The 24,535-nt window shown below is 67.8% G+C and carries 20 protein-coding genes; 10 read left to right on the top strand and 10 right to left on the bottom strand.

The window, feature by feature from the left end:
- Window positions 1-315 carry an ATP-dependent Clp protease adapter ClpS gene (gene clpS / locus ACKY0W_RS06955; RefSeq protein WP_409436948.1) on the bottom strand — a complete coding sequence of 105 codons (315 nt, stop codon included), beginning with the start codon at window positions 313-315 and terminating at the stop codon, window positions 1-3.
- Between the two features lie 55 nt (window positions 316-370).
- Between clpS and ACKY0W_RS06950 the strand changes: the two genes are divergently transcribed.
- A complete protein-coding gene (locus ACKY0W_RS06950) occupies window positions 371-1,681 on the top strand; it encodes a nicotinate phosphoribosyltransferase (protein ID WP_409436947.1) in 1,311 nt (436 codons plus the stop codon).
- 8 nt (window positions 1,682-1,689) lie between these two features.
- Here the strand turns inward: ACKY0W_RS06950 and ACKY0W_RS06945 are convergent, their stop codons facing one another.
- Entirely contained in the window at window positions 1,690-1,953 is a 264-nt protein-coding gene (locus ACKY0W_RS06945; protein WP_409436946.1) for a YdeI/OmpD-associated family protein, read from the bottom strand.
- Window positions 1,954-2,024: 71 nt separating this feature from the next.
- On the opposite strand from ACKY0W_RS06945, the gene ACKY0W_RS06940 reads away from it, so the two are divergent.
- The 3 genes from ACKY0W_RS06940 (at window position 2,025) to ACKY0W_RS06930 (ending at window position 6,066) form a co-directional block, all read left to right on the top strand.
- Window positions 2,025-2,399: a nuclear transport factor 2 family protein gene (locus tag ACKY0W_RS06940; protein ID WP_409436945.1), complete on the top strand. Its 375-nt coding sequence runs from the start codon at window positions 2,025-2,027 to the stop codon at window positions 2,397-2,399.
- A 44-nt stretch (window positions 2,400-2,443) separates the two neighbouring features.
- Window positions 2,444-4,426 (top strand): ATP-dependent DNA helicase, encoded by a 1,983-nt coding sequence (locus ACKY0W_RS06935; RefSeq protein WP_406760070.1) that lies wholly within the window; start codon window positions 2,444-2,446, stop codon window positions 4,424-4,426.
- Between the two features lie 269 nt (window positions 4,427-4,695).
- Window positions 4,696-6,066 carry a neutral zinc metallopeptidase gene (locus ACKY0W_RS06930; RefSeq protein ID WP_409436944.1) on the top strand — a complete coding sequence of 457 codons (1,371 nt, stop codon included), beginning with the start codon at window positions 4,696-4,698 and terminating at the stop codon, window positions 6,064-6,066.
- A 121-nt stretch (window positions 6,067-6,187) separates the two neighbouring features.
- On the opposite strand, the gene glgP is transcribed toward ACKY0W_RS06930, so the two are convergent.
- Window positions 6,188-8,770, bottom strand: coding sequence for an alpha-glucan family phosphorylase (gene glgP, locus ACKY0W_RS06925; protein ID WP_409436943.1), 2,583 nt, complete (start codon window positions 8,768-8,770; stop codon window positions 6,188-6,190).
- A gap of 121 nt (window positions 8,771-8,891) precedes the next feature.
- Here glgP and ACKY0W_RS06920 point away from each other — a divergent pair, with 121 nt between their 5' ends.
- On the top strand, window positions 8,892-10,928 hold the full coding sequence (locus tag ACKY0W_RS06920) for an alpha-1,4-glucan--maltose-1-phosphate maltosyltransferase (RefSeq protein WP_409436942.1): 2,037 nt from the start codon (window positions 8,892-8,894) through the stop codon (window positions 10,926-10,928).
- Window positions 10,928-13,144 (top strand): 1,4-alpha-glucan branching protein GlgB, encoded by a 2,217-nt coding sequence (glgB, locus tag ACKY0W_RS06915; protein WP_409436941.1) that lies wholly within the window; start codon window positions 10,928-10,930, stop codon window positions 13,142-13,144. The genes ACKY0W_RS06920 and glgB overlap by 1 nt, the downstream gene beginning before the upstream one ends.
- A 14-nt stretch (window positions 13,145-13,158) precedes the next feature.
- On the opposite strand, the gene ACKY0W_RS06910 is transcribed toward glgB, so the two are convergent.
- Window positions 13,159-14,070 (bottom strand): tetratricopeptide repeat protein, encoded by a 912-nt coding sequence (locus ACKY0W_RS06910; protein ID WP_409436940.1) that lies wholly within the window; start codon window positions 14,068-14,070, stop codon window positions 13,159-13,161.
- 142 nt (window positions 14,071-14,212) lie between these two features.
- The gene (locus tag ACKY0W_RS06905; RefSeq protein WP_409436939.1) at window positions 14,213-15,394 is read right to left on the bottom strand and encodes an acetyl-CoA C-acetyltransferase; all 1,182 of its coding nucleotides are present in this window, start codon (window positions 15,392-15,394) and stop codon (window positions 14,213-14,215) included.
- Window positions 15,395-15,474: 80 nt separating this feature from the next.
- Here ACKY0W_RS06905 and mce point away from each other — a divergent pair, with 80 nt between their 5' ends.
- On the top strand, window positions 15,475-15,966 hold the full coding sequence (gene mce, locus ACKY0W_RS06900; protein ID WP_409436938.1) for a methylmalonyl-CoA epimerase: 492 nt from the start codon (window positions 15,475-15,477) through the stop codon (window positions 15,964-15,966).
- A 19-nt stretch (window positions 15,967-15,985) separates the two neighbouring features.
- Here the strand turns inward: mce and ACKY0W_RS06895 are convergent, their stop codons facing one another.
- The 3 genes from ACKY0W_RS06895 to nucS are packed head-to-tail and all read right to left on the bottom strand — an operon-like array spanning window position 15,986 to window position 18,121.
- The gene (locus ACKY0W_RS06895) at window positions 15,986-16,282 is read right to left on the bottom strand and encodes a hypothetical protein (RefSeq protein ID WP_409436937.1); all 297 of its coding nucleotides are present in this window, start codon (window positions 16,280-16,282) and stop codon (window positions 15,986-15,988) included.
- A 24-nt stretch (window positions 16,283-16,306) separates the two neighbouring features.
- Window positions 16,307-17,401: an NADH:flavin oxidoreductase gene (locus tag ACKY0W_RS06890; protein ID WP_409436936.1), complete on the bottom strand. Its 1,095-nt coding sequence runs from the start codon at window positions 17,399-17,401 to the stop codon at window positions 16,307-16,309.
- A 45-nt stretch (window positions 17,402-17,446) separates the two neighbouring features.
- A complete protein-coding gene (nucS, locus tag ACKY0W_RS06885) occupies window positions 17,447-18,121 on the bottom strand; it encodes an endonuclease NucS (RefSeq protein WP_409436935.1) in 675 nt (224 codons plus the stop codon).
- A gap of 47 nt (window positions 18,122-18,168) precedes the next feature.
- Between nucS and ACKY0W_RS06880 the strand changes: the two genes are divergently transcribed.
- Complete coding sequence (locus tag ACKY0W_RS06880; protein WP_409436934.1) at window positions 18,169-19,773, top strand: adenylate/guanylate cyclase domain-containing protein; 1,605 nt, start codon at window positions 18,169-18,171, stop codon at window positions 19,771-19,773.
- 6 nt (window positions 19,774-19,779) lie between these two features.
- Here the strand turns inward: ACKY0W_RS06880 and glsA are convergent, their stop codons facing one another.
- Window positions 19,780-21,057 carry a glutaminase A gene (gene glsA / locus ACKY0W_RS06875; RefSeq protein ID WP_409436933.1) on the bottom strand — a complete coding sequence of 426 codons (1,278 nt, stop codon included), beginning with the start codon at window positions 21,055-21,057 and terminating at the stop codon, window positions 19,780-19,782.
- 94 nt (window positions 21,058-21,151) lie between these two features.
- Here glsA and ACKY0W_RS06870 point away from each other — a divergent pair, with 94 nt between their 5' ends.
- Both ACKY0W_RS06870 and ACKY0W_RS06865 read left to right on the top strand, forming a co-directional pair.
- The gene (locus ACKY0W_RS06870; RefSeq protein WP_409436932.1) at window positions 21,152-22,648 is read left to right on the top strand and encodes an AlkA N-terminal domain-containing protein; all 1,497 of its coding nucleotides are present in this window, start codon (window positions 21,152-21,154) and stop codon (window positions 22,646-22,648) included.
- Window positions 22,645-23,136 carry a methylated-DNA--[protein]-cysteine S-methyltransferase gene (locus tag ACKY0W_RS06865; protein ID WP_409436931.1) on the top strand — a complete coding sequence of 164 codons (492 nt, stop codon included), beginning with the start codon at window positions 22,645-22,647 and terminating at the stop codon, window positions 23,134-23,136. Before ACKY0W_RS06870 ends, ACKY0W_RS06865 begins: the two co-directional genes overlap by 4 nt.
- 68 nt (window positions 23,137-23,204) lie before the next feature.
- Here ACKY0W_RS06865 and ACKY0W_RS06860 read toward each other — a convergent pair whose 3' ends face one another.
- A complete protein-coding gene (locus tag ACKY0W_RS06860; RefSeq protein ID WP_409436930.1) occupies window positions 23,205-24,296 on the bottom strand; it encodes a PE-PPE domain-containing protein in 1,092 nt (363 codons plus the stop codon).
- Window positions 24,297-24,535: the final 239 nt, after the last annotated feature.

Here is a 24,535-nt window from a genome sequence, read left to right as displayed (position 1 = left end):
TTAGCGGTCCTGCTGCAGGGTCGCCCACAACCCGGCGGCATGCAGCTTGGACACGTCGACCTCCATCGACTCACGGCTTCCCGCCGACACCACCGCCTTGCCCTCGTGGTGCACCTGCAGCATCAGCTTGGTCGCGTGCTGCTCGCTGTAGCCGAACAGCTTCTGGAAGATGTAGGTCACGTAGGTCATCAGGTTGACCGGGTCGTCCCAGACGATGGTCACCCACGGGGACGCCGTCTCTTCGACCGGTTCGGCGTGCCGCTGTCCGGTGCCCTGCGGTTTCACCGGGGCGGACGTCGGTGCTGACGTGGCCATACCGGTCAGGATACCGAGCCGAGGTGAGGTGCAGTCCAGCCGATACGGTTGGGTGGTGAACTCTCCGGCCCGGTGCGGCGGGCTGCTCACCGACAAATACGAGCTGACCATGCTCGCCGCGGCGCTGCGCGACGGCACGGCCGGTCGGCGGGTCGGCTTTGAAATGTTCACCCGCCGCCTGCCCGAGGCGCGCCGCTATGGGGTGGTCGCCGGCACCGACCGGTTTCTGCAGGCCCTGGCCGGGTTCACCTTCGACGACGCCGCGCTGGATCTGCTCTCGGGGTTCCTGGATCGCGCGACCGTGAATTTCCTGGCGGATTTCCGCTTCCGCGGCGACATCGACGGCTACCCCGAAGGCGAGCTGTATTTCGCCGGGTCCCCGGTGCTCGGCGTGCAGGGCAGCTTCGCTGAGTGCGTCGTGCTGGAGACACTGTTGCTGTCGATCTTCAACCACGACACCGCGATCGCCTCGGCGGCCGCTCGCATGGCCAACGCAGCCGGCGGACGACCACTGATCGAAATGGGCTCACGGCGCACTCACGAGCAAGCCGCCGTGGCCGCGGCCCGGGCCGCCTACCTGGCGGGGTTTGCCGGAACCTCCAATCTGGAGGCGCACCGCCGCTTCGGTGTGCCGGTGCTGGGCACCAGCGCACATGCTTTCACCCTGTTACATACCGGCGCCGACGGCGAGTTGGCGGCGTTCCGCGCCCAGGTCGCCGCCCAAGGCGTCGACACCACGCTGCTGGTGGACACCTATGACGTCACCACCGGGGTGGCCAACGCCGTCGCGGCGGCCGGACCGGGACTCGGCGCGGTCCGCATCGACTCCGGGGAGTTGGCGGCGTTGGCCCATCAGGTCCGTGACCAGCTGGACCGGCTGGGTGCCACCGTCACCAAGATCGTGGTCTCCGGTGATCTCGACGAATACGGCATCGCGGCGCTGCGGGCCGCGCCGGTCGACAGTTACGGCGTCGGCACCGCGTTGGTGACCGGCTCAGGAGTGCCCGCGGCCGGGTTCGTCTACAAACTGGTCGAGGTGGACGGCAAGCCCGTGCACAAGCGCAGCACCGGCAAAGAGTCGCAGGGCGGACTCAAACAGGCGCTACGGGTCGCCCGCGAGAGCGGGATCGTCACCGAGGAGGTCATCTACCCGGCCGGTCGCCCACCAGCAGTGGACGCGCGGGCCCGGACATTGACCGTTCCGCTGGTACGCGGCGGTGACGTGGTGACCCCCACCGGGGCGACGGCGCTGGCCGCGGCACGCGAGCGCGTGGTGGCCGGGCTGCACAGCCTGCCGTGGGAGGGGCTCAAACTCGCGCACGGCGAGCCGGCGATCCCGACGCGGCTGGTTCCCGGTGGTGACTGAGCGCCGTACTACTTGCCGTTGCGTTCCCGGTGCTTGCATCCGGGCCAGCAGCACGGGCGGCGCATGCCTTCTTCGAGCTCCTCGCGCGTGCGGCGGATCCGTCGCTCGCGGGTCACCTGCTGCTTGGCGTCCTCGACCCAGCAGATGAACTCGTTGCGCGCCAAGGGCGTAATGTCCAGCCACGCAGCCAATGCCGCGGCACTGACGGTCAGCCCGTCACGCAGGTCATCGGGAAGTTCATGCACCGCCCCGCCGGGCAACCGCTCGGTCATCGTTTCAGGGTAGCGGCAGCTGCCGGAAAATCGGTGGGGCACGAACGCCGATACGGCTACCGTGCGCCAGCATGGATATCGATGCGGCAACATTCAGCCAGGAGTGGGTGCGGGCCTGGAATAACCACGACGTGGACGCAGTCCTAGAGCACTTTCACGACGACGCGGAATTCACCTCCCCGGTGGCCGCGCAGATGTATCCCGAGACGGCCGGGGTGATCCTCGGCAAGGCCGCGTTGCGCCACTATTGGTCCGGCGCTCTGCAGCGCATGCCGGATCTGCATTTCGTCGTCGAAGACGTATACCGCGGTATCGACACCATCGTCATCAACTACCGCAATCAGAACGGCGGACTCGTCAACGAGGTTCTGCGATTCGCCCACGACGGCTTGGTCATCGAGGGGCACGGAACCTATCTGGTGGCCCGGTCCGCCGCCACGGGCTGACGGATGAGCGCGCAGATCGCCAAGCGGGCTACCGTGTGCACACCATGGCTGACCCGTCCGTATCCGAGCTGCTCGCCGCCGCGGTAGCCGCACTGGGCGGCAGCGAACGCGAGGGCCAGGTGCGCATGGCCGAGGCGGTAGCGCGCTGCTTCGACACCGGCGAGCATCTGGCGGTGCAGGCCGGCACCGGTACCGGCAAGTCGCTGGCCTACCTGGTTCCGGCGATCGCGCGGGCGCTGGCCGACGAAGACCCGGTCGTGGTGTCTACCGCGACCATCGCCCTGCAGCGCCAGCTCGTCGACCGTGACCTGCCGCGTCTGGCCGGTGCCCTGGAAAAGGTGTTGCCCCGGCGTCCTACCTTCGCACTGCTCAAAGGCCGACGGAATTACCTGTGTCTGAACAAGGTCCACAGCGGCATAGCCGAAGAGTCCGACAACGAGCCGCAGGCCGAGCTGTTCGATCCGTTCGCGGCAAGCGCCCTGGGCCGCGACGTTCAGCGACTCACCGCGTGGGCGGAAGACACCGACACCGGCGACCGTGACGACCTCAAACCCGGTGTACCGGAACGGTCCTGGTCCCAAGTCAGCGTGTCGGCGCGGGAATGCGTGGGCGCCGTGCGCTGCGAGTACGGCACGGACTGCTTCGCCGAGCGGGCCCGCGCCGTCGCTGCCGAGGCCGACGTCGTCGTCACCAACCATGCGCTGTTGGCCATCGACGCCATCTCCGACACCACCGTGCTGCCCGAGCATCACCTGCTGGTGATCGACGAGGCACACGAGCTCGCCGACCGGGTGACCTCGGTGGCGACCGCCGAGTTGAGCGCGACCATGCTCAGCGTCGCGGTGCGTCGCGTCGGCCGGCTGGTCTCCCCCGAGCTGGTCCAGCGGCTCGACGCCGCATCGCTGACGTTCGGCTCGGCGATTCACGACGGCACTCCCGGCCGGATGGATCACCTCGACGACGAGCTGGCCACCTATCTGGCCGCCCTGCGCGATGCCGCCGGCGCGGCCCGCGCGGCCATCGACACCGCACCCGCCGATCCCAAGGCCGCGGCCGCGCGCAAGGAATCCGTCGCCGCGTTGACCGAGATCGCCGACACCGCGGCCCGGATCCTGACCTCGTTCGAGCCGGCCATCCCCGACCGCTACGACGTGGTCTGGCTCAGCCACGAAGACAACCGGGGCTCGGTCAGGGCGGTGTTGCGGGTGGCACCGCTGTCGGTGGCGGGCCTGCTGCGCGAGCGACTGTTCGCTCGCGCGACGACGGTGCTGACCTCGGCAACGCTGACGGTGGGCGGCTCCTTCGACGCGATGGCCGGCGACTGGGGTCTGCGGCGCGGCGAGGATCCGCAGGCCGCGCGCTGGCGGGGACTCGATGTCGGCTCGCCGTTTGCGCACGCCAAGGCGGGCATCCTCTACGTCGCCGCGCACCTGCCGCCACCCGGACGCGACGGCACCGGCACCGCCGAACAACTCGACGAGATCACCGCGCTGATCACCGCGGCCGGTGGCCGAACCCTAGGCCTGTTCTCGTCGATGCGGGCGGCACGTGCGGCGGCCGAAGCGATGCGCGAGCGCCTCGACACCCCGGTGCTGTGCCAGGGCGAGGACACCACCGGCGCGCTGGTCGAGCAGTTTGCCGATGACGCCGAGACCTCGCTGTTCGGCACGCTGTCGCTGTGGCAGGGCGTCGACGTACCGGGACCGTCACTGTCGCTGGTCCTCATCGACCGCATCCCGTTCCCGCGACCCGATGATCCGCTGCTGACCGCTCGGCAGCGCGCCATCACCGCGCGCGGCGGCAACGGCTTCATGGCGGTGGCCGCCAACCACGCCGCCCTGCTGCTGGCCCAGGGCGCGGGCCGGCTGCTGCGCGGGAACGACGACCGGGGCGTGGTGGCGGTACTCGACTCCCGGATGGCCACCGCCCGCTACGCCGGTTATCTACGGGCCTCACTGCCGCCGTTCTGGGGCACCACCGACACCGCGAAGGTGCAGCTGGCGCTACAGCGGCTGCGCGGCGCCTGAGCGCACTATCGTGATACCCCATGCGCCTTGCCCGCCGACGGCACCGTGTTAATGCGGCGGCCCCAGCTTCGCCTCTCCTTCGTCGAGGCTCGCTGAACCGCCGGGTTAATGCGGCGGCCCCAGCTTCGCCTCTCCTTCGTCGAGGCTCGCTGAACCGCCGCGTTTATGCGCCGGCCCCAGCTTCGCCTCTCCTTCGTCGAGGCTCGCTGAACCGCCGGGTTCTCGCCACCGCCTGCACGCTGGTGTTATTGCTGAGCGGGTGCGCCCGGATGCTCGACGGCAACCCGGTGTCGGTCTTCGCCGACCCGTTCCGGGTGGGCGGCCTGCAGGCCGTCGACGGGCCCACCGGGCTGCGCCCTGACGCGCCGCCGCCGACCCGGGAGGTCAACGGGACCGACGGCGGGCGCATCGATCAGCTGGCCGCCCAGTCGGTCAGCGACCTTGAGGCGTTTTGGACCACGACCTATCCCAACACCTTCGACGGTGAGTTCAAGCCGGCGAAATCCCTGCTGTCCTGGGATCCGGCGCAACTACGCGGAAAGTTCTGTGACAGTAGGACTTTCCTGCTGGTCAATGCCGCCTACTGCTATCTGGACAACACCATCGGCTGGGATCGCCGGCTGCTGCTGCCCGCGCTGCGCAGCGCCTATGGCGACATGGCGATCACGATGGTGCTCGCCCACGAGTACGGCCACGCGATCGCCCGGACCGCCGGTATCACCAAGCGGCGCCAGACCCCGACACTGGTGGCCGAGCAACAGGCCGACTGCCTGGCCGGTGTCTACCTGCGCTGGGTGGCGCAGGGCGATTCCCCCCGGTTCACGCTGAGCACCGGCGACGGTCTCAACAGCGTGTTGGCCGCGATGCTGGCGCTGCGCGATCCGTTGCTCGGCCCCGACGAGACGATCGGCAACAACGAGCATGGCTCGGCCTTCGAGCGGATCTCAGCGTTCCAGTTCGGGTTCACCGACGGCGCCGGGTCATGCCAGGCCATCGATGCCAAGGAGATCGAGCGGCGGCGCGGCGAATTGCCCGTTCAGCTGCAACAGGACGAGACCGGCGAGGTGCCCGTCAGCGAGGAATCGGTGCAACTGGTCCTCGACGCGATGAACATTGCGTTCACGCCGGCCCAGCCACCGAAACTCACCTTCGACACCGCGGCGGCATCGTCGTGCTCGGACGCCCGCCCCAGCCCGCCGGCCTCGTATTGCCCGGCGACCAACACCATCGCGGTCGACCTGCCGGCCCTGCAGACCATGGGCACCCCCAGCAAGGACCAGAAGTTGGCGACGCTGACCGGCGACAACACTGCCTATTCGGCGCTGATCTCGCGGTACCTGCAGCGCGTGCAGATCGAGCACGGCGGGCTGGTGCTCGACAATGCCGCGGCCGCGCTGCGCACGGCATGCCTCACGGGGGTGGCCACCACTCGGCTATCCCAGGGCGTCACCACCTCCAACGGCGGCAGGATCGCCTTGACGGCGGGTGATCTGGACGAAGCGGTCGCCGGGCTGCTGACCAACGGCCTGGCCGCCGGCGACATCAACGGCGAATCGGTGCCGGCCGGGTTCTCTCGCATCGATGCCTACCGCACCGGGGTGCTCGGCGATTTCGATCGCTGCCTGGCCCGCTTCCCGTGATCCCGCGTTCTCCGCGGGCCGGCGAACCTTTCAGATTGCACTGAAGGTCGTCGATTTCGACGAATCGCAGCCCTGAGCGCAATCTCACCGACGGGAAAGCTCACGCCGCCCCCTGCCGGCCTCAGGCCAACGTGACCAGTCCCAGCTCCGCGTCACCGGACAGCAACGGATGGCACGGCAGCACCCGCACGGTGTAGCCCACCGATCCGGCGACCGGTAGCCGACTGGTCGTGGAGAACACTTCCGTGCCGTCAGCGTCGGTGTGAGCGTGCGACATTGCCACCGTGACCGGCTCCAGCAGGGTGTCACCGGAATCCACCCGGCCCAGCACCGCCTGCACCACCACCTCGTCCGGCCGCAGCCCGGCCAGCCGCACCGAGGCGGTCAGCGTCAGCTCCGAACCCAACCAGGGCGCGTCGGGCAACCCGGTGCTGTCGACGTCGGTGATCTGGATGTGCGGCCAGGCCGCTTCGGCTCGGCGCCGGTAGTCGGCCAGCTGACGTGCCGCGCCGTAGGGCACGCCGTCGATCGGCTCGCAGGTGCGCCGCACCGACTGAGCGGCCGGGGCGTAACACTGCTCCACGTAGTCGTGCACCATCCGCGACGCCAGCACCTTCGGTCCCAGCGTCTGCAGCGTGTGGTGCACCATCTCCATCCAGCGCGGCGGCACGCCCCGGTCGTCGCGTTCATAGAACCTCGGTACCACCGATGACGCCAGCAGGTCGTAGAGCGCCGCGGCTTCCAGATCGTCACGCCGATTCTCGTCGGCGACGCCGTCCGCGGTGGGAATCGCCCAGCCGTTCTGGCCGTCGAACCACTCATCCCACCAGCCGTCACGAATCGACAGGTTCAGCCCGCCGTTGAGCGCGCTCTTCATTCCCGAGGTACCGCAGGCTTCCAACGGGCGCAGCGGATTGTTCAGCCAGACATCGCATCCGGAGTAGAGGCGCCGCGCCATCGACATGTCGTAGTCGGGCAGGAATGCGATGCGGTGCCGCACCTCCGGGCGGTCGGCGAACCGCACCACCTGCTGAATCAGCGCCTTGCCGTCGTTGTCGGCCGGATGGGACTTGCCGGCAACGATCAGCTGGACAGGGCGCTGCTCATCGAGCAGCAGCTGCTCCAGTCGGTCGGGATCACGCAGCATCAGCGTCAACCGCTTGTACGTCGGCACCCGGCGGGCGAAGCCGATGGTCAACACGTCGGGGTCGAATGCCGTGGCGATCCAGCCCAACTCGGCCTCCGAGGAGCCGCGTTCCAACCCCGACTGCAACAGCCGCAACCGGACCTCGTCGACGAGCAGCGCCCGCAGCTGCGAGCGGATGGACCACAGCGACACCGGATCGACCTGCTGAAGACGCTGCCAGGCCGCCGGCTCGCTGAACGAGTCGGGAGCAGCCACGTCGCGACTGAGCTGCAGCCACGGCGGCGCGGCCCAACTCGGCGCGTGCACCCCGTTGGTGATCGAGCCGATCGGCACTTCGTCGCCGTCGAACCCGGGCCACAGGTCGTTGAACATGACCCGGCTGACCCGGCCGTGCAACCGGGAGACACCGTTGGCGCGCTGCGCCAGCCGCAGGCCCATATGGGCCATGTTGAACATGCCGGGATCGTGTTCCACGCCCAGTTCCATGATCCGCTGGGTGGGCACGCCGGCGACCAGGGCGTCAACACTGTCGTCGAAGTAGCGGCGCACCATGTCGGCGGGGAATCGGTCGATTCCGGCCGGGACCGGGGTGTGGGTGGTGAACACCGTCGCCGAACGGACCACGGCCAGCGCGGTGTCGAAATCCAGGCCCTGTTCAGCGATCAGCTCACGGATGCGTTCGACGCCGAGGAACCCCGCATGCCCCTCGTTCATGTGAAAGACCTCGGGAGCGGGCATGCCCTGCAAACGGGTGAATTCGCGGATCGCCCGCACGCCGCCGATCCCCGCCAGGATCTCCTGCCGGATCCGGTGCTCCTGGTCGCCGCCGTACAACCGGTCGGTGATTCCGCGCAGCTGGTGCGGGTTCTCGCCGATGTCGGAATCCAGCAGCAGCAACGGCACTCGACCGACCTGCGCCACCCAGATCCGGGCCCGTAGCCGACCGGCACCCGGCAATGCGACGTCGATCAGCACCGGTCGGCCGTCCGTATCGACCAGCAGCCGCAACGGCAGCCCCTGCGGGTCCAGTGCCGGATAGGTCTCGCACTGCCAGCCGTCGGCGGTCAGCGCTTGACGAAAATACCCGGACCGGTAATACAGCCCCACCGCAATCAACGGCACGCCCAGATCCGACGCCGACTTGAGGTGATCCCCGGCCAAGATCCCCAGGCCGCCCGAGTAGTTGGGCAGAGCTTCGGCGACACCGAACTCCATCGAGAAGTAGGCGATCGCCGTCGGCAGCGCCGCCCCGCCGTCCTGCTGGTGCTGGTACCACCTCGGCCTGGTCAAGTACGCCGTGAGGTCGGCAGACAACGCGTCAAGCCGGCCGGTGAACTCCTGATCGGCGGCCAGCTCCTCGAGCCGCGCGGGGCTGACCGCCCCCAGCAGCGCTACGGGGTCACGGCCACACCCGTCCCACAATTCGGGGTCGATGGCGGCGAACAGTTCCTGAGTCGGCTGCTCCCACGACCAGCGCAGGTTCATCGACAGCTGCTCGAGTGCCAGCAGCCTCTGGGGCAGGTGGGCGCGAACGGTGAACCGGCGGAGGGCCTTCACTGTCGCCACCTTACCGAAGCTGAGGCTGGCGAGATTCGGTTGTGAACACCTCGCTCGGTTCCGGTCGGCGTCGCCGGACGGTTAACGTGGGCGCATAGGGCCCGACGACGAACGGAGTGTTGTGGCTGGCCGAGTCGAGGTCGACGATGTCGAACCGGTCGTCTCATGCGGCCGTTACCCGGCCAAGGCCGTGGTCGGTGAGACCGTGCCGGTCAAGGCCACGGTCTGGCGTGAAGGCCACGAGGCCGTCGCGGCGACGTTGGCGGTGCGCTACGTGGGGCTCCGCTACCCGCTACCCGGCGATCCCCCGCCCGCGGCCACGACCGGCTCGGCGCTGCAGCTGCCCATGCATACCGGGTTCGACGCCTACGTGTTTCACGGCGCCTTCACTCCCGACGCCGTCGGCTTGTGGACTTTCCGCGTCGAGGGCTGGGGGGATCCGCTGCAGAGCTGGCGACACGCGGTGACCGCCAAGCTCGACGCCGGCCAGGCCGCAGCCGAGCTGTCCAATGATCTGTTGATCGGCGCCGCGTTGTTCGACCGCGCCGCAGCCGGGGTGCCGTCCGCACAGCGTGAACCGGTGCTGGCGGCGGCCGCCGCGTTGCGTGCCCCAGGCGATCCGGTGTCGCGGGCGGCGCCGGCGCTGTCTGCCGAACTCGACGAGCTGCTGGCCCGTTATCCACTGCGTGACCTGGTCACCCCCAGCGTCGAGTATCAGGTCTGGGTGGATCGGCCGTTGGCACGCCGCGGTGCCTGGTACGAGATGTTCCCGCGCTCTACCGGCGGCTGGGATGCCGAGGGCCGGCCAGTGCACGGCACGTTCGCCACCGCGGCCGCAGCACTGCCCCGGATCGCGGAGATGGGTTTCGACGTGGTGTATCTGCCACCGGTCCACCCCATCGGCCGGGTACATCGCAAGGGCCGCAACAACTCCGCGACCGCCGAACCCGGCGATGTGGGTTCACCGTGGGCCATCGGCAGCACCGAGGGCGGCCACGACGCGGTGCATCCGGAACTGGGCGACGTCGGCGACTTCGACGCCTTCGTCGCGGCGGCGCACCGGCTCGACTTGGAGGTCGCGCTGGACCTGGCGCTGCAGTGCGCACCGGATCACCCCTGGGCCACCCGGCATCGGGAATGGTTCACCGAGCTACCTGATGGCACCATCGCCTACGCGGAGAACCCACCGAAGAAGTACCAGGACATCTACCCGCTGAACTTCGACAACGATCCGGCCGGCCTGTACGCGGAAGTGCTGCGGGTCGTCCGGTTCTGGATGGAACACGGGGTGAAGATCTTTCGGGTCGACAACCCGCACACCAAGCCCCCTGACTTCTGGCTCTGGTTGATCGCCGCCGTCAAGAACATCGACCCGGATGTGCTGTTTCTGTCCGAGGCTTTCACCCCACCGGCGCGCCAGTACGGACTGGCCAAGCTGGGATTCACCCAGTCCTATTCGTACTTCACCTGGCGGACAACGAAGTCCGAGCTCACCGAGTTCGGCCGGCAGATCGCCGAGCTCGCCGACTTCCGCCGACCGAATCTGTTCGTCAACACCCCCGACATCCTGCACGCCAGCCTGCAGCACGGCGGCCCCGGGATGTTCGCCATTCGTGCGGTACTGGCGGCGACGTTGGGCCCGGCGTGGGGCGTGTACTCCGGATTCGAGTTGTTCGAGGACCGTGCAGTGCACGAGGGCAGCGAGGAGTACCTCGATTCGGAGAAGTACGAGCTTCGGCCCCGCGACTTCGCCGGCGCTGTAGCCGAAGGACGCTCCCTGGAGCCGTTCATCGTCCGGCTCAACGAGATTCGACGCCTGCATCCGGCTTTCAACCAGCTGCGCACCGTGCACTTCCATCATGTCGACAATGACGCGTTGCTGGCCTACAGCAAGTTCGACCCAGCTACCGGTGACACCGTGCTGGTGGTCGTCACGCTGAACCCGTTCGGCGCCGAGCAGGCGACACTGCACCTGGACATGTGGGCACTGGGAATGCCTGATTACCAACGCTTCTGGGTGCGTGACCAGATCAGCGGCGAGGACTACAACTGGGGCCAGGACAATTACGTGCGCCTGGACCCGGCACGAGCGGTCGCTCACATCGTCACCATGCCGCCGATCAACGCCGGTGCCCGCATCGAGCAGCTGCGCCGCTGATGAGCACGATGACCCGACACCTGGCGCCCCATCCTGCCGACCTGGCCCGGCTGCGCGCCGGTGAACACCACGATCCGCACGCCATCCTGGGCGCTCACGAATACGGCAAGACCACCGTCATCCGGGCGCTGCGCCCGCGCGCTCGGCGCGTAGTGCTGCTCGTCGGTACTGAACGCTTCGTCATGCGCGACCTGGGCTCCGGGTTGTTCGCGGCGGCACTGCCGTTCACCGGACTCATCGATTACCGGCTCGAGGTGCACTACCCGGACACGGCTGAGTTCGCCGAGCCCACCGGCGTGCAGACGGTCGCCGACGGGTACCGGTTTGCGCCAACCCTGGGCGAGTTCGACCTCTATCTGTTCGCCGAGGGACGCCACGAACGTCTCTGGGAGGTGATGGGGGCTCAGCACCGCAGCTTCACCACTCCCGACGGCGAGGTGTCCGGCGCGTCCTTCGCGGTGTGGGCACCCAACGCCACCGGGGTGAGTCTGATCGGTGATTTCAACGGCTGGGCCGGTGACGACACCCCGCTGCGGTCGTTGGGCTCCTCCGGCATCTGGGAGGTGTTCTGGCCCGACTTCCCCACCGCCGGGCTCTACAAGTTCCGTGTCCACGGGGCCGACGGCACCGTCACCGAGCGGGCCGATCCGTTTGCCTACGCCACCGAGGTGCCGCCGCGCACCGCATCGATGGTGACGATCAGCGACTACACCTGGAACGACGCCGACTGGATGGCCCAACGCGCCACGCGCGACCCGGTCAGCGAGCCGATGAGCACCTACGAGGTCCATCTGGGCTCGTGGCGTCCGGGGCTCACCTACCGCCAGCTGGCGGTCGAACTGACCGAATATGTTGTCCAGCAGGGCTTCACCCATGTCGAGCTGCTGCCGATAGCGGAGCATCCGTTCGGCGGGTCGTGGGGATATCAGGTGACGTCGTACTACGCGCCGACTGCGCGGTTCGGCACCCCCGACGACTTCCGGGCGCTGGTCGACGCGCTGCACGGTGCCGGTATCGGCGTCATCGTGGACTGGGTGCCGGCGCACTTCCCCAAGGACGACTGGGCACTGGGCCGATTCGACGGGACTCCGCTCTACGAGCACTCCGATCCGCGCCGCGGTGAGCAACTCGACTGGGGCACCTACGTCTTCGACTTCGGCCGCCCGGAGGTCCGCAACTTCCTGGTCGCCAACGCGCTGTATTGGCTGACCGAGTTTCACGTGGACGGGCTGCGGGTGGACGCCGTCGCATCGATGCTCTACCTGGACTATTCGCGCCCGCACGGCGGGTGGACCCCCAACATCCACGGCGGTCGCGAGAACCTGGAGGCGGCGCAGTTCCTGCAGGAGTTGAACGCGACCACCCACCGGATCGCGCCCGGCATCGTGACCATCGCCGAGGAGTCCACCTCGTGGCCGGGAGTGACTCGGGACACCAGCCTTGGCGGACTGGGATTTTCGATGAAATGGAACATGGGCTGGATGCATGACACCCTGGCCTACCTCGGCCACGATCCTGTCCACCGCAGCTACCACCACCACAACATGACGTTCTCGATGCTGTACGCGTTCAGCGAGAACTACGTGCTGCCGGTCAGCCATGACGAGGTGGTGCACGGCAAGGGCACCCTGTGGTCCAGGATGCCCGGCGATGACCACCACAAGGCTGCCGGCCTGCGCGCCCTGCTGGCCTACCAGTGGGCGCATCCCGGCAAGCAATTGCTGTTCATGGGCCAGGAATTCGGCCAGCGCGCCGAGTGGTGCAACGAACGCGGCGTCGACTGGTTCCAGCTCGACCCCGAGAGTGAGCCCGACGGCTACTCCCCCGGCATCCTGCGCCTGGTCAGCGACCTCAACGCCCACTACCGCGCGCTGCCCGCCTTGTGGACCCAGGACGCCGACCCGCGGGGCTACTCCTGGATCGATGCCAACGACTCGGCCAACAACGTGCTGAGCTTCCTGCGCTACGGCACCGACGGGTCAGTGCTGGCCTGTGTGTTCAATTTCGCCGGCGTCACCCACGCCGATTACCACCTGGGGTTGCCCCGGGCCGGCCGCTGGCGTGAGGTGCTCAACACCGATGCGGTCGGCTACCGCGGTTTTGGCGCGGGCAATCTGGGCGGAGTCTTGGCCACCGAAGATCCGTGGCATGGCCGTCCGGCCTCCGCGGTGCTGGTGCTACCGGCCCTATCGGCCGTGTGGCTGGCGCCCGAATAGCGGGGCCCGCTGGGTCAGTACAGCGCGTTGGCCAGGCTGCGCCGGCCGGCGACGACCTCCGGGTCGGCGGGGTCGAACAGCTCGAACAGCTCCACCAGCCGGCTCCGCACCGCGGTCCGCTCGTCACCGACGGTCCGTCGCACCAATGCGATCAGCCGGTCGAAGGCCGCGGTCACGTCCTGGTTGAGGATCTGCACGTCGGCCGCGGCGAAGGCCGCCTCGACGTTGCCCGGATCGGCGTCGGCCTGCGCCGGCGCATCGGGTTGCCGACCGGTAGCGCGTTCCAGGAAGGTGAGCTGACGCAGCGCCCCCTTGGCTTCGACGTGGTTGGGGTCGGTCTCCAGCAACGCCTGATAAGAGGCGCGCGCCGCGGGAAAGTCACCGGCGTCGAGTTGATCGCGGGCTTGCGCCAATACTGGGTCCACCTGCTCGGGCTCCTCAGCGTCGCCGCCGCCGGCAAGCTTGCCTGCGGTGGCCGACACCAGCGAGTCCACCCAGCGCCGCAGCTGGTCGGGCGGCTGGGGCCCCTGAAAGCTGGTGATCGGTTGGCCGGCGGCCAGCGCGATCACAGTCGGAACCGCATCCACGCCGAACACCTGCGCCACCCGCGGGGCGACGTCGACATTGACGGTCGCCAGCGACCACTTGGGCGCACCCTCGGCGTTGTCCTCCTGGGCCAGTGCGGCGAGGGAATCGGCCAGCTGGATGCAGGCCTCACTGCGCGGCGACCACAGCAGCACCACCACGGGCACCTGGTTGGACCGGACCAGCACCTCGTCTTCGAAGTTGGCCTCGGTGATCTCGGTGGCGCCCGGCGGGGCCGGGGCGTTACCGGCGGCACCGCCGGATTGTGCCGGCTTCTTGAGGCCGGACAGGTCCACTGCTCCGGCCAAGGCCGGGCCGATGGGGGGTCGAGGACGCGTCACGCAGTCAAGTCTGTCACGCCGTCCTCCCGGCGCCGCCGACGGCCGTTTTCCCGCCCCACCGCCCCGCTATGACCAAGATCACACTGGGGTGGCGCGGCGCGGAAACGAGCGGGCCAGCAACCTACGCAACCGTAGGGACGCGCTACCCCGCGCGCAGGATCAGTGCGTCGCCCTGGCCACCGGCACCGCAGAGCGCGGCCACCGCGTAGCCCGAACCACGTCGCTTGAGCTCGAGAGCGGCGTGCAGCGTGATGCGTGCCCCGGACATCCCGATCGGGTGGCCCACGGCGATCGCGCCACCGTGCACGTTGACGACGTCGGGGTTCACGCCGAGTTCCCGGGTCGAGGCCAGCGAGACCGCGGCGAACGCCTCGTTGATCTCCAGCACGTCGAGTTGGTCGACCGTGATGCCCTCGCGGGCGATGGCCTTCTTGATCGCGTTGGCCGGCTGGGATTGCAGGGTCGAATCCGGCCCGGCCACGACGCCGTGCGCCCCGATCTCGCACAGCCAGTCCAGACCCAGTTCCTGCGCCTTGGCCTTGCTCATCACCACCACGGCGGCGGCACCGTCGGAGATCTGCGACGACGAGCCGGCGGTGATGGTGCCGTCCTTACGGAACGCTGGCTTGAGACCACCCAGCGAATCCGCGGTGGTGTTGGCCCGGATGCCCTCGTCCTCGGTGAACTCCAGCGGATCCCCCTTACGCTGCGGGATCTTGACCGGCACCACCTCGTCGGCGAAAACGCCGTCCTTCCACGCCGCGGCGGCCTTGCGGTGCGATTCGGCCGCGAACTCGTCCTGCTCTGCGCGGGTGAACTTGTCCTCGTCGTTGCGCTGCTCGGTGAGGGCACCCATCGGCTGGTCGGTGAAGACGTCGTGCAGACCGTCGTAGGCCAGATGGTCGCGTACCGTCACGTCGCCGTACTTGTAGCCCGACCGGCTGTCCAGCAGCAGGTGCGGAGCCTTGCTCATGGACTCCTGCCCGCCAGCCACCACCACGTCGAATTCGCCGGCGCGAATCAGCTGGTCAGCCATGGCGATGGCGTTGATTCCCGACAGGCACATCTTGTTTATGGTCAGCGTCGGCACGTCCCAGCCGATGCCCGCGCCCACCGCCGCCTGCCGGGCCGGCATCTGGCCGGCTCCCGCGGTGAGCACCTGGCCCATGATCACGTACTGCACCAGCGACGCCGGTACCTGCGCCTTCTCCAGCGCCCCCGCGATGGCGACGGCCCCCAGGTCGCTGCCGGAGAAATCCTTCAGCGAACCCATCAGCCGGCCGATCGGGGTCCGAGCCCCAGCAACGATCACCGATGTCGTCATGACTACCTCCCGGGCGGGTATGAGGGGCCGATCTTCCGGTCGGCGCAGCACGATGTTTCCGCTCAGGTTACCGTTACGTTATGACGACCGAATCCGTCGCTGACCCCTGTGAGGCACGCCCCGCCCTGGCCTCGGCCTTGGTGACGGCGATCGACCACGTCGGTGTCGCGGTCCCGGACCTGGAAGTGGCCAAGAAGTGGTACCACGACAAACTCGGGATGATCGTGCTGCACGAAGAGGTCAACGAGGAGCAGGGCATCGTCGAGGCGATGCTTGCGGTGCGCGGCGCCCCGGTCGGCAGCGCCCAGATTCAGCTGATGGCCCCGATCGACGAGTCGTCGACGATCGCGAAATTCCTGGACAAGCGCGGCCCCGGCCTGCAGCAGTTGGCCTACCGGACCAGCGACATCGACGCGCTCTCCGAGCGGCTGCGTGAGCAGGGCGTCCGGCTGCTCTACGAGGTAGCGCGACGCGGCACATCGAACTCGCGGATCAACTTCATCCACCCCAAGGACGCCGGCGGGGTGCTGGTCGAGCTGGTCGAGCCCGCCGCGAACGCGGAAGCGCACTGAGCTTTATGGGTCGGGGCTACTAGGACCACTTGCGGGTCGGGCCCCGGTTGTTGCGGTTGACCCAACACGGGGTATGCCAATGCCGTCGGTCTTCGACCGCAGAATCACCCGAGTCAGCGAGCCAGGTCACCACGTGCGCTATGCCGCAACGGATTTCGTGATCGCACCCCGGACACCGGTAGACCTTCACGGCCCGCGGGCCGGCAATGGGCAAGACGACGTATTCGTAGCCGTCGGGGCCGGTCTCCACGCGCCGTTGCAGCGGCAGCGGCCGTAGCGGCTGTTGCCGACGCGACGGACTGCGGCGACGAGCCATGCCGATCAGCCTAGTGACCCCCCATCAGGCCAGTTTGGACAGCGCGGCCGCCGCGTCGTAGCCGCCGAACCCGTCCAGCTGGCCGTCACGTAGCCGATTCACCCATGCCGGGTCGGCGAGCAGCGCGCGCCCGATGGCCACCGCGTCGAACTCCCCGGCGTCGAACTGTTCGACCAGCCGGTCGACCGGTGCGGGCGCAATCACCTCACCACGCTTCTCGCTGCGGAACTGTGTCTCCAGCCCGACCGACCCGACCGCGATGACCGGCACCCCGGTCACCTTCTTGGTCCACCCAGCGAGGCTCAACTCACCGTCATGATCGGGGAACCCGGGGGCATAGTGCCTGCGCGTCGACGGGTGCAGGGCATCCACGCCGGCCTCGACCAGCGGCGTGAGCAGTTCCTGCAACTGGGTCGGGTCCTCGGCGATCGATGCCGCGTAGTCGGTGCCCTTCCACTGCGAGAAGCGGAAGATGATCGGATAGTCCGGGCCGACCGCAGCGCGCACCGCGGCAACCACCTCGGCCGGGAAACGTGTGCGAGCGGCCAGCGATCCGCCGTAGCCGTCAGTACGTCGATTCGTGCGCTCCCAGAAGAATTCATCGAGCAGGTAGCCGTGGGCACCATGAATCTCCACCGCGTCGAAGCCGAGGTCTCGTGCGGTGGCGGCACTGGTGGCGTACAGCTGTGCGGTTTCGGCGAGTTCCTCGGTTCGCAGTGCGCGGCCCCGCGGTTCCCCGTGCCCGTCGATACCCGACGGGCCGACGGGTTCCACGCCGTCGTCATCGCGGCGCTCAATCCCCTGGTGCCACAACTGCGCGGCGATCGTTGCACCCTCGGCGTGGACACTGTCGACGACACGGCGCCATCCGGCGAGCACCTGGTCGCCGGCGAGCGTCGGCACGCTGACCGGGAATCCCGCAGCCGGGTCGGGCAACCGGATGCCCTCGGTGATGATCAGCCCCACACCGCCCGCGGCACGGCGGCGGTAGTACTCGGCCACATCGCTACCCGGAATACCGCCCGGCGAAGCCTGACGGGTCATCGGCGCCATAGCGAACCGATTGGGAACGGTCAGCGAGCGGATCGTCAGCGGCTGGAAAAGATCATCGAGTGCCATGCGGTCCTGCAACGCACGACGGAGCGCTGCTATTCCGGCAAGCGATCAGAACAGCCGGAATTCGTCGCTGTCCATGCCGCGCATCGCGTCATAATCCAGTGTCAGGCAACGAATACCGCGGTCGGTGGCCAGCGTGCGGGCCTGCGGCTTGATCTGCTGAGCGGCGAACACGCCGCTGACCGGCGCGAGCAGACTGTCGCGGTTGAGCAGCTCCAGGTATCGGGTGAGCTGTTCCACACCATCGATCTCGCCGCGCCGCTTGATCTCCACCGCGACCGCGCGCCCGTTTTCGTCGCGACACAACAGGTCAACCGGACCGATCGCGGTCATGTATTCGCGGCGCACCAGGGAGTAGCCCTCGCCGAGCAGCTCGACATGCTCGGCGAGCAGCGCCTGCAGTTGTGCCTCGACGCCGTCTTTCACCAGGCCGGGGTCGACACCCAGCTCGTGGCTGGAGTCGTGCTCGATCTCCTCGATGGTGATCCGCAGCTGGTCGCCGGTCTTGTTGTTCGCCACCACCCAGACCGGCAACTCACCGCCGGTCTCCTCGGTGAGGCGGCAGGGCGGACTCATCCAGTTCAGCGGCTTATAGGCACGGTCGTCGGCGTGCACGCTGACCGAACCGTCGGCCTTCAAGAGCAGCAGTCGCCGGGCAGAGGGTAGGTGCGCGGTGAGCCGGCCGACATAGTCGACGGTGCACTGGGCGATTACGAGTCGCATCCGATCCACCTTAAAGGCCCGCGCCGAGCAATTATTCTTACGCCACGATGAAGCCGACAAAGACGACCGCGCAACGCCTGGGCCGCGCGCTGGAGATGCTCACGCGTCAGAGCGGTCGGCTGCCCGAGACACCCGAATACGGCTCCTGGCTGTTAGGCCAGGTGTCGGAAAGCCAATACCTGCGCCGGATCCGTATTCAGTTCATCTTGACCATCGTCATGGTGGGGACGAACCTGCTCGGTGTCGCCGTGGATGTCCTGCTGGTGACGGTGGCCTTTCCGGTGCCCAATGTGTTCACCGACGCCCCAATGTGGCTGACCTTCGGGCTGGTGCCGGCCTACGTGGTGATCGCGGTGGTCGCCGGCACCTATGGAATCACCCGGCGCACCATCAAGAAATTGCGTTGGGCCATCAAGGAACAGCCGCCGACGCGCGACGACGAACGCAACGCCTTCCTCACCCCGTGGCGAGTTGCGCAGGTGGTGCTGGCCCTGTGGGGCGTCGCCACGGTGTTGTTCACCGTGCTCTACGGCATACACGACAAGATCTTCATCCCGATCATCGGCTTCACGATGAGCGTGTGCGGCATTCTCGTGGCTACCGCCTGCTATCTGTTCACCGAGTTCGCGTTGCGGCCGGTGGCCGCACAGGCGCTGGCCGCCGGCCCCCCGCCGCGGCGAATCCTGTCGGGCATCATGGGCCGGACCATGATGGTCTGGCTGCTCACCTCGGGCGTCCCCATTTTGGGGATCGGCCTGACGGCCTTGTTTGCGGTGCTGCTGAAGAACCTGACGTTGACGCAGTTCGGCATCGCCGTGTTGATCGCCTCGGTGACGACGCTGGTTTTCGGGTTCCTGCTGATGCTGATCCTGTCCTGGCTCACCGCAACGCCGGTGCGCGTGGTGCGCGCGGCTCTGCGGCGCGTCGAACAGGGCAATCTGCAAGGCGACCTGGTGGTGTTCGACGGAACCGAACTCGGTGAGCTGCAGAGCGGTTTCAACGCGATGGTGCACGGGCTGCGCGAGCGGGAACGCGTACGCGACCTGTTCGGCCGCCACGTCGGGCGTGAGGTGGCCGCCGCCGCGGAACGCGATCAGATTCAACTCGGCGGCGAAGAGCGCCATGTCGCAGTCATTTTCGTCGATATCGTCGGCTCGACGCAGATCGTGACCGCCAAGCCGGCTACCGAGGTCGTCACCCTGCTGAACCGGTTCTTCGCCGTCGTCGTCGACGAAGTCGACCGCCATCAGGGACTGATCAACAAGTTCGAGGGCGACGCCACCCTGGCGATCTTCGGCGCCCCGAACCACCTCGACCAGCCCGAGGACAACGCGTTGGCCGCGGCCCGGGGCATCCTGTACCGCCTGGCCGCCGAGGTGCCGGAGATCCGGGCGGGCATCGGTGTGGCGGCCGGTCAGGTCGTGGCCGGAAACGTCGGCGCCAAAGAACGTTTCGAGTACACCGTGATCGGAGAGCCGGTCAACGAGGCCGCCCGGCTGTGCGAATTGGCAAAGACCCAACCGCTGCCAGTGTTGACGACGGCCAAAACCATGTACGCGGCCAGCATCAGCGAGCAGGCCCATTGGGTGGTGGGCGATTCGATCGTGTTGCGCGGCTACGAAATGCCCACGGTGTTGGCCAGCCCGCTGTAACGCAAACTACTCCCCCGCCCACGTCTCGGTGGCCGCCAGCGCATCCTCGACCGTGGCGAACACCAGCCCGGCATAGGCCGCCGGGTCGGGCGTCACCGATCCGTTGGGATCGACGAGCAGACCCTGCTTGTCCAGTGCCCGCAACTCCTCGGAGAGCCCCGCAAGCAGGCCGCGTGCCGGCTCGCTGATCGTGTGCAGCCGCGAGACGTCGAGGATCGCGGTGTCGAATTCGACACATTCACGGGTTGCCGTGCGGGCCACCTGTTCGGCCCCGGCGAACAGCAGGTCGCCGTGCACCTCGTAGACCCGAACGCCAGGCCGTGGCGTGTACACCCCACGAATCGCCGCATGAGCCTCACTGCTCACCGTCAGGAAGTGCAGGCCGAGCTGATGGGAAAGGCTGCGGCACACCAGCATCCCACGCACGCTGTTGCCCTTGGCGTCGATCCGCGGCGAATAGACGCCGATTCCGAGCTGTCCGGGCAGCACCGCCACGATGCCACCGGCCACACCGCTCTTGGCCGGCATCCCGACCGCACTGACCCACGCGCCGGCGGCGTCGTACATACCGCAGGTCACCATGACCGACAGCGTGCGGCGCACCACCGCGGCATCGGTCACCTGCCGCCCGGTCAGTGGGTTGAGGCCGCCGCGCGCCAGCGTCGCCGCCATCCGGGCCAGATCGGTGCTGGTGACCTTCAGCGAACACTGGCGGATATAGAGGTCCAGGGCATCGTCGGGGTCGGCACCCAGCGCGCCGAAACTGTCCAGCAGATAAGCGATCCCGCGGTTGCGGCTGCCGCTCGCCCGCTCGGACTGGTACACGGCCTCGTCGAAGTCCAGGCTGCGTCCGGCGCAGGCGCTGAAGAACTCCCGAACAAGACCGAACCGGTCCTCGACGGTCTTCCCGGGAATCAAGGAGCAAGCCACGATGGCGCCGGCATTGATCATGGGGTTCTTCGGGACATTGGTGACCTGATCGACGCTGATCTTGTTGAAGCCCTCACCGGAGGGTTCCACGCCGATCCGCGCGTCGACGTCCGCTTGGCCCAGCTGATCGAGGGCGAGCGCGTAGGTGAACGGCTTGGAGATGGACTGCATGGTGAATTGCACGTCGGCGTCGCCGGATTCGTAGACGTAGCCGTCGGACGAGGACAATGCCAGGCCGAACCCCGTGGGATCGACTTCGGCCAATTCCGGAATGTAGCTCGCCAGGGCCCCCTGATTCGCCCCGGCATGCTCGGCAAGAATCCCGTCCAAATACCGCTGTACCAGTGCCGCCACGCACCGATGCTAGCCCGCAGCCTCGTTAACGGCCCGGCACTGTCGTGTCGCTTTCCCGCTAGTGTCGTCGGCCGCCGCGTGTCATCGTGGAAATGTGCATGACGACTTCGACCGCTGCTATCGCGCCGTGAAGTCCAAGGACGCCCGATTCGACGGCTGGTTCATCACCGCGGTGCTCACGACGGGGATCTATTGCCGGCCCAGTTGCCCGGCACGCACGCCGCTGCCGCTGAATGTGGAGTTCTACCCCACCGCCGCCGCAGCGCAGCGAGCCGGTTTCCGCGCCTGTAAGCGTTGCCGCCCAGACGCCGCGGCGGGTTCTCCGGAATGGAACGTCCGCGGCGACGTCGTGGGGCGGGCCATGCGCCTGATCGCCGACGGCACGGTCGATCGGGAGGGAGTGAGCGGGCTTGCCGGACACCTCGGCTACTCGGCCCGCCAGCTGCAGCGATTGCTCCAGGCCGAGGTCGGGGCCGGCCCCCTGGCACTGGCCCGCGCACAGCGCACGCAGACCGCCCGCGTCCTGATCGAGACCACCGACCTGCCTCTGAGTGACGTCGCATTCGCCGCCGGCTTCGCCAGTATCCGGCAGTTCAACGACACGATCCGTGCCGTGTGCGCCACGACGCCGACGGTGTTGCGCAGCAATGCCGCCGCGCGGTCACGAGCCCCCTCCGATCGCGGTCCGGGCGCCCTGTCGCTGCGCCTGCCGGTGCGCACCCCGTTCGCATTCGAGGGCGTATTCGGGCACCTGGCGGCTTGTGCGGTACCCGGTTGCGAGGAGGTACGCGACGGCGCCTACCGGCGCACCCTGCGGCTGCCGCACGGCAACGGCATCGTCAGCCTGCGCCCGGCGCCCGACCACGTCAGCTGCCGACTCGTGCTCGACGACTTCCGCGATCTCACGGCCGCGATCACCCGCTGTCGACGGCTGCTGGACCTCGATGCTGATCCCGAAGCCGTCGTCGAAGCCCTCACGGCCGATCCCGATCTGGCGCCGCTAGTGGCCAAGGCGCCGGGACAGCGCATTCCGCGTACCGTCGACGAAGCCGAGCTCGCGGTACGGGTGGTGCTCAGCCAGCAGGTGTCGACCAAGGCGGCACGCACTCACGCACACCGATTGGTGCTTGCCCACGGACAACGACTCGACGATCCAGACGGCGGGCTCACGCATGTCTTTCCCTCGGTGGAACGCCTCGCCGACATCGATCCCGATCAGCTCGCCCTTCCCCTAGCCCGCCGGCGAACGCTGCTCACCCTGGTCGCGGGATTGGCCGACGGCACCCTCGGTCTGAGTGCGGGCTGCGACTGGGAACAGGCGCGCCACGACCTGATGGCGCTGCCGGGAATCGGAGCCTGGACCGCCGAGGTCATCGCCATGCGCGGCTTGGGCGACCCCGACGCGTTTCCCGTCACCGACCTCGGTGTACAGGTGGCCGCCCGCCGGTACGGCCTGCCTGACACCCCGCAAGCCCTGATCCAGCGCAGTACACGCTGGCGGCCGTGGCGCTCCTACGCCACCCAGCATCTGTGGGCCAGCCTCGATCACGCCGTGAACGACTGGCCCCCGGCCTCGAAGGAGATCGCATGACCACTCAGCGCATCATCGACAGCCCGATCGGTCCGCTGACCCTGGCGGGCAACGGCGGCAAGCTCAGTCATCTCTTGATGCTGGATCATTCGCACGCCCCCAGCCGGACCGGCTGGATTCGCGATGACACCGCGTTTCCGGATGTGGTGGAGCAACTCGCGGCCTACTTCGCCGGCGACCTCACCGAATTCGACCTGGCCTATGAGATGGCCGGCACCGACTTTCAACGCCGGGTGTGGACGGCCCTACTGACGATCCCGTACGGCCAGACCCGCTCCTACGGACAGCTGGCCAGCCAGATCGGGTCGCCGACCGCCTCGCGCGCCGTCGGGCTCGCCAACGGCCGCAACCCGATCTCGATCATCGTCCCGTGCCACCGCGTCATCGGAAGCAACGGCAGCCTCACCGGCTACGGCGGCGGCATCGACCGCAAGCGCGCACTGCTGGGCCTCGAGCAGCAGCACAGCCACGCCACGCTCTTTGACTGACCGTGAAACGAGCCGGGGCCGGAACCCCACACGGGTGGTTCCGGCCCCGAATCTCGGGTAACAGCTTCCTAGCCGATGATGTCGATCGGGTCGGGCATCGGGAACACATCTTGGTTCGTGAACGCCGCCAAGAAATTGGACAGGCCGGTCAGCGCCTCCTCCAGCGACGGATGCGGCGAATCGAGGTAGCCCGCGAGGTACCCCTCGTTGACGATTCCGGCCAACGACGGGTGGTCCTGAAGGGAGTAGAGCGTGTAGGTGTCCAGGTCGAACCAGCTGGAGATGGAATTGCTGATCCCGTCAAGCGTTGCCTTGCCCAGCGCGGTGAGCAGGTCACCGAAGTCGATGTTGGGCGGGAAGAGGCCACCACCAGCAGGCCACTCGTCGACGTCTCCCGGCGGCCAGCCGTGGTCGATGCTGCCGTAGCCGAGGTTCACCAGGATCCGGGTGACGGGCTCCAGCAGTTCGTAGAGCGGCATTCCGATGATCGGGAGTAACTGCAGCGGTGCCAGCAGCGGCAGGATCTCGGACGGGATCATGTGGAAAGTGGTCAGCGAGTCAGGATCGGCGACCGGCAGTTCGATGGCGTTCGCAATCTGCTCCGGGGTCGCACTCAAATACACCGAGTGCCCATAGATGAAACCGAGCGCGGAGTTGAGCTGCGACAGTGGATTGTCGTAAATCGGCTTGACCCCGACCGGGTCGTATTCGTAGTTGTAGGCATCGGTGTAGTAGCCGTCGAGATCGACCCGGGCGGCGCCCATGGAACCGATCGTCACGAACCGGACGAGGTCACTGGACACGTCGTTCTCTTCCAACCAATTCACCAGATTGGCCGCAATCCCCCCACTCTGGGAGTAGCCGAACACCACGATCGGGTTGTTGGCATCCACCGTGCCGGCGTTAAGCCGCTCAGCGATCGCGTTCTCCAGCGCCCGCAGACCGACCGCACTCGAAGTCTCACTGACGTTCTCCGGCCCCCACTGCGATACCAGGTTGCCGGTGAATCCATGTGGCGCCAAGAAGAGTTCGTTGACGGCATCCAGATAGGTCTGCGGTGGCTGCGGAATACCCGTACCACCCATGATGAGCGCATCTCCGCCCCCGAGCGACGTACCGTTGCCGGTCAGGACAAACGCCGGCGACTGGGCATACGCCACGGGTGCGACAACAGGGGCACCCGCGAAGACACTGGCAGCAGCAACAGTGGCAACAAGCGGTAAGCAAGCGTTAACTCGCACGCGGTTCCTCCCTATAAAGATCCTTAATTGAACCTTAACGGTAACCCTCAGGAGTGACCCACGCAATAGATTCCGCGGCAACTCTTGACACGTGTCAGCGCCGGCAGATGAACTCGATGCGCAGCCGACGACGTCGGCCAACCTGGTGCACAAATGCC

This window comes from Mycobacterium sp. SMC-14 (assembly GCF_046250075.1).
Taxonomy (GTDB): Bacteria; Actinomycetota; Actinomycetes; order Mycobacteriales; family Mycobacteriaceae; genus Mycobacterium.
Note: the sequence above shows the minus strand (reverse complement) of the source record. Positions and strands in the feature narration are given on the sequence as shown.

Bases quoted from the DNA above. Each gene is read 5' to 3' on its own strand.
- ACKY0W_RS06930 (WP_409436944.1), top strand. From the start codon at position 4,696: ATGCTCGACGGCAACCCGGTGTCGGTCTTCGCCGACCCGTTCCGGGTG.
- ACKY0W_RS06865 (WP_409436931.1), top strand. From the start codon at position 22,645: ATGACCACTCAGCGCATCATCGACAGCCCGATCGGTCCGCTGACCCTG.
- ACKY0W_RS06905 (WP_409436939.1), bottom strand. From the start codon at position 15,394: ATGACGACATCGGTGATCGTTGCTGGGGCTCGGACCCCGATCGGCCGG.
- ACKY0W_RS06895 (WP_409436937.1), bottom strand. From the start codon at position 16,282: ATGGCTCGTCGCCGCAGTCCGTCGCGTCGGCAACAGCCGCTACGGCCG.
- clpS (WP_409436948.1), bottom strand. From the start codon at position 315: ATGGCCACGTCAGCACCGACGTCCGCCCCGGTGAAACCGCAGGGCACC.
- ACKY0W_RS06945 (WP_409436946.1), bottom strand. From the start codon at position 1,953: ATGACCGAGCGGTTGCCCGGCGGGGCGGTGCATGAACTTCCCGATGAC.
- mce (WP_409436938.1), top strand. From the start codon at position 15,475: ATGACGACCGAATCCGTCGCTGACCCCTGTGAGGCACGCCCCGCCCTG.
- ACKY0W_RS06940 (WP_409436945.1), top strand. From the start codon at position 2,025: ATGGATATCGATGCGGCAACATTCAGCCAGGAGTGGGTGCGGGCCTGG.
- ACKY0W_RS06890 (WP_409436936.1), bottom strand. From the start codon at position 17,401: ATGGCACTCGATGATCTTTTCCAGCCGCTGACGATCCGCTCGCTGACC.
- nucS (WP_409436935.1), bottom strand. From the start codon at position 18,121: ATGCGACTCGTAATCGCCCAGTGCACCGTCGACTATGTCGGCCGGCTC.
- ACKY0W_RS06880 (WP_409436934.1), top strand. From the start codon at position 18,169: ATGAAGCCGACAAAGACGACCGCGCAACGCCTGGGCCGCGCGCTGGAG.
- ACKY0W_RS06935 (WP_406760070.1), top strand. From the start codon at position 2,444: ATGGCTGACCCGTCCGTATCCGAGCTGCTCGCCGCCGCGGTAGCCGCA.
- glgB (WP_409436941.1), top strand. From the start codon at position 10,928: ATGAGCACGATGACCCGACACCTGGCGCCCCATCCTGCCGACCTGGCC.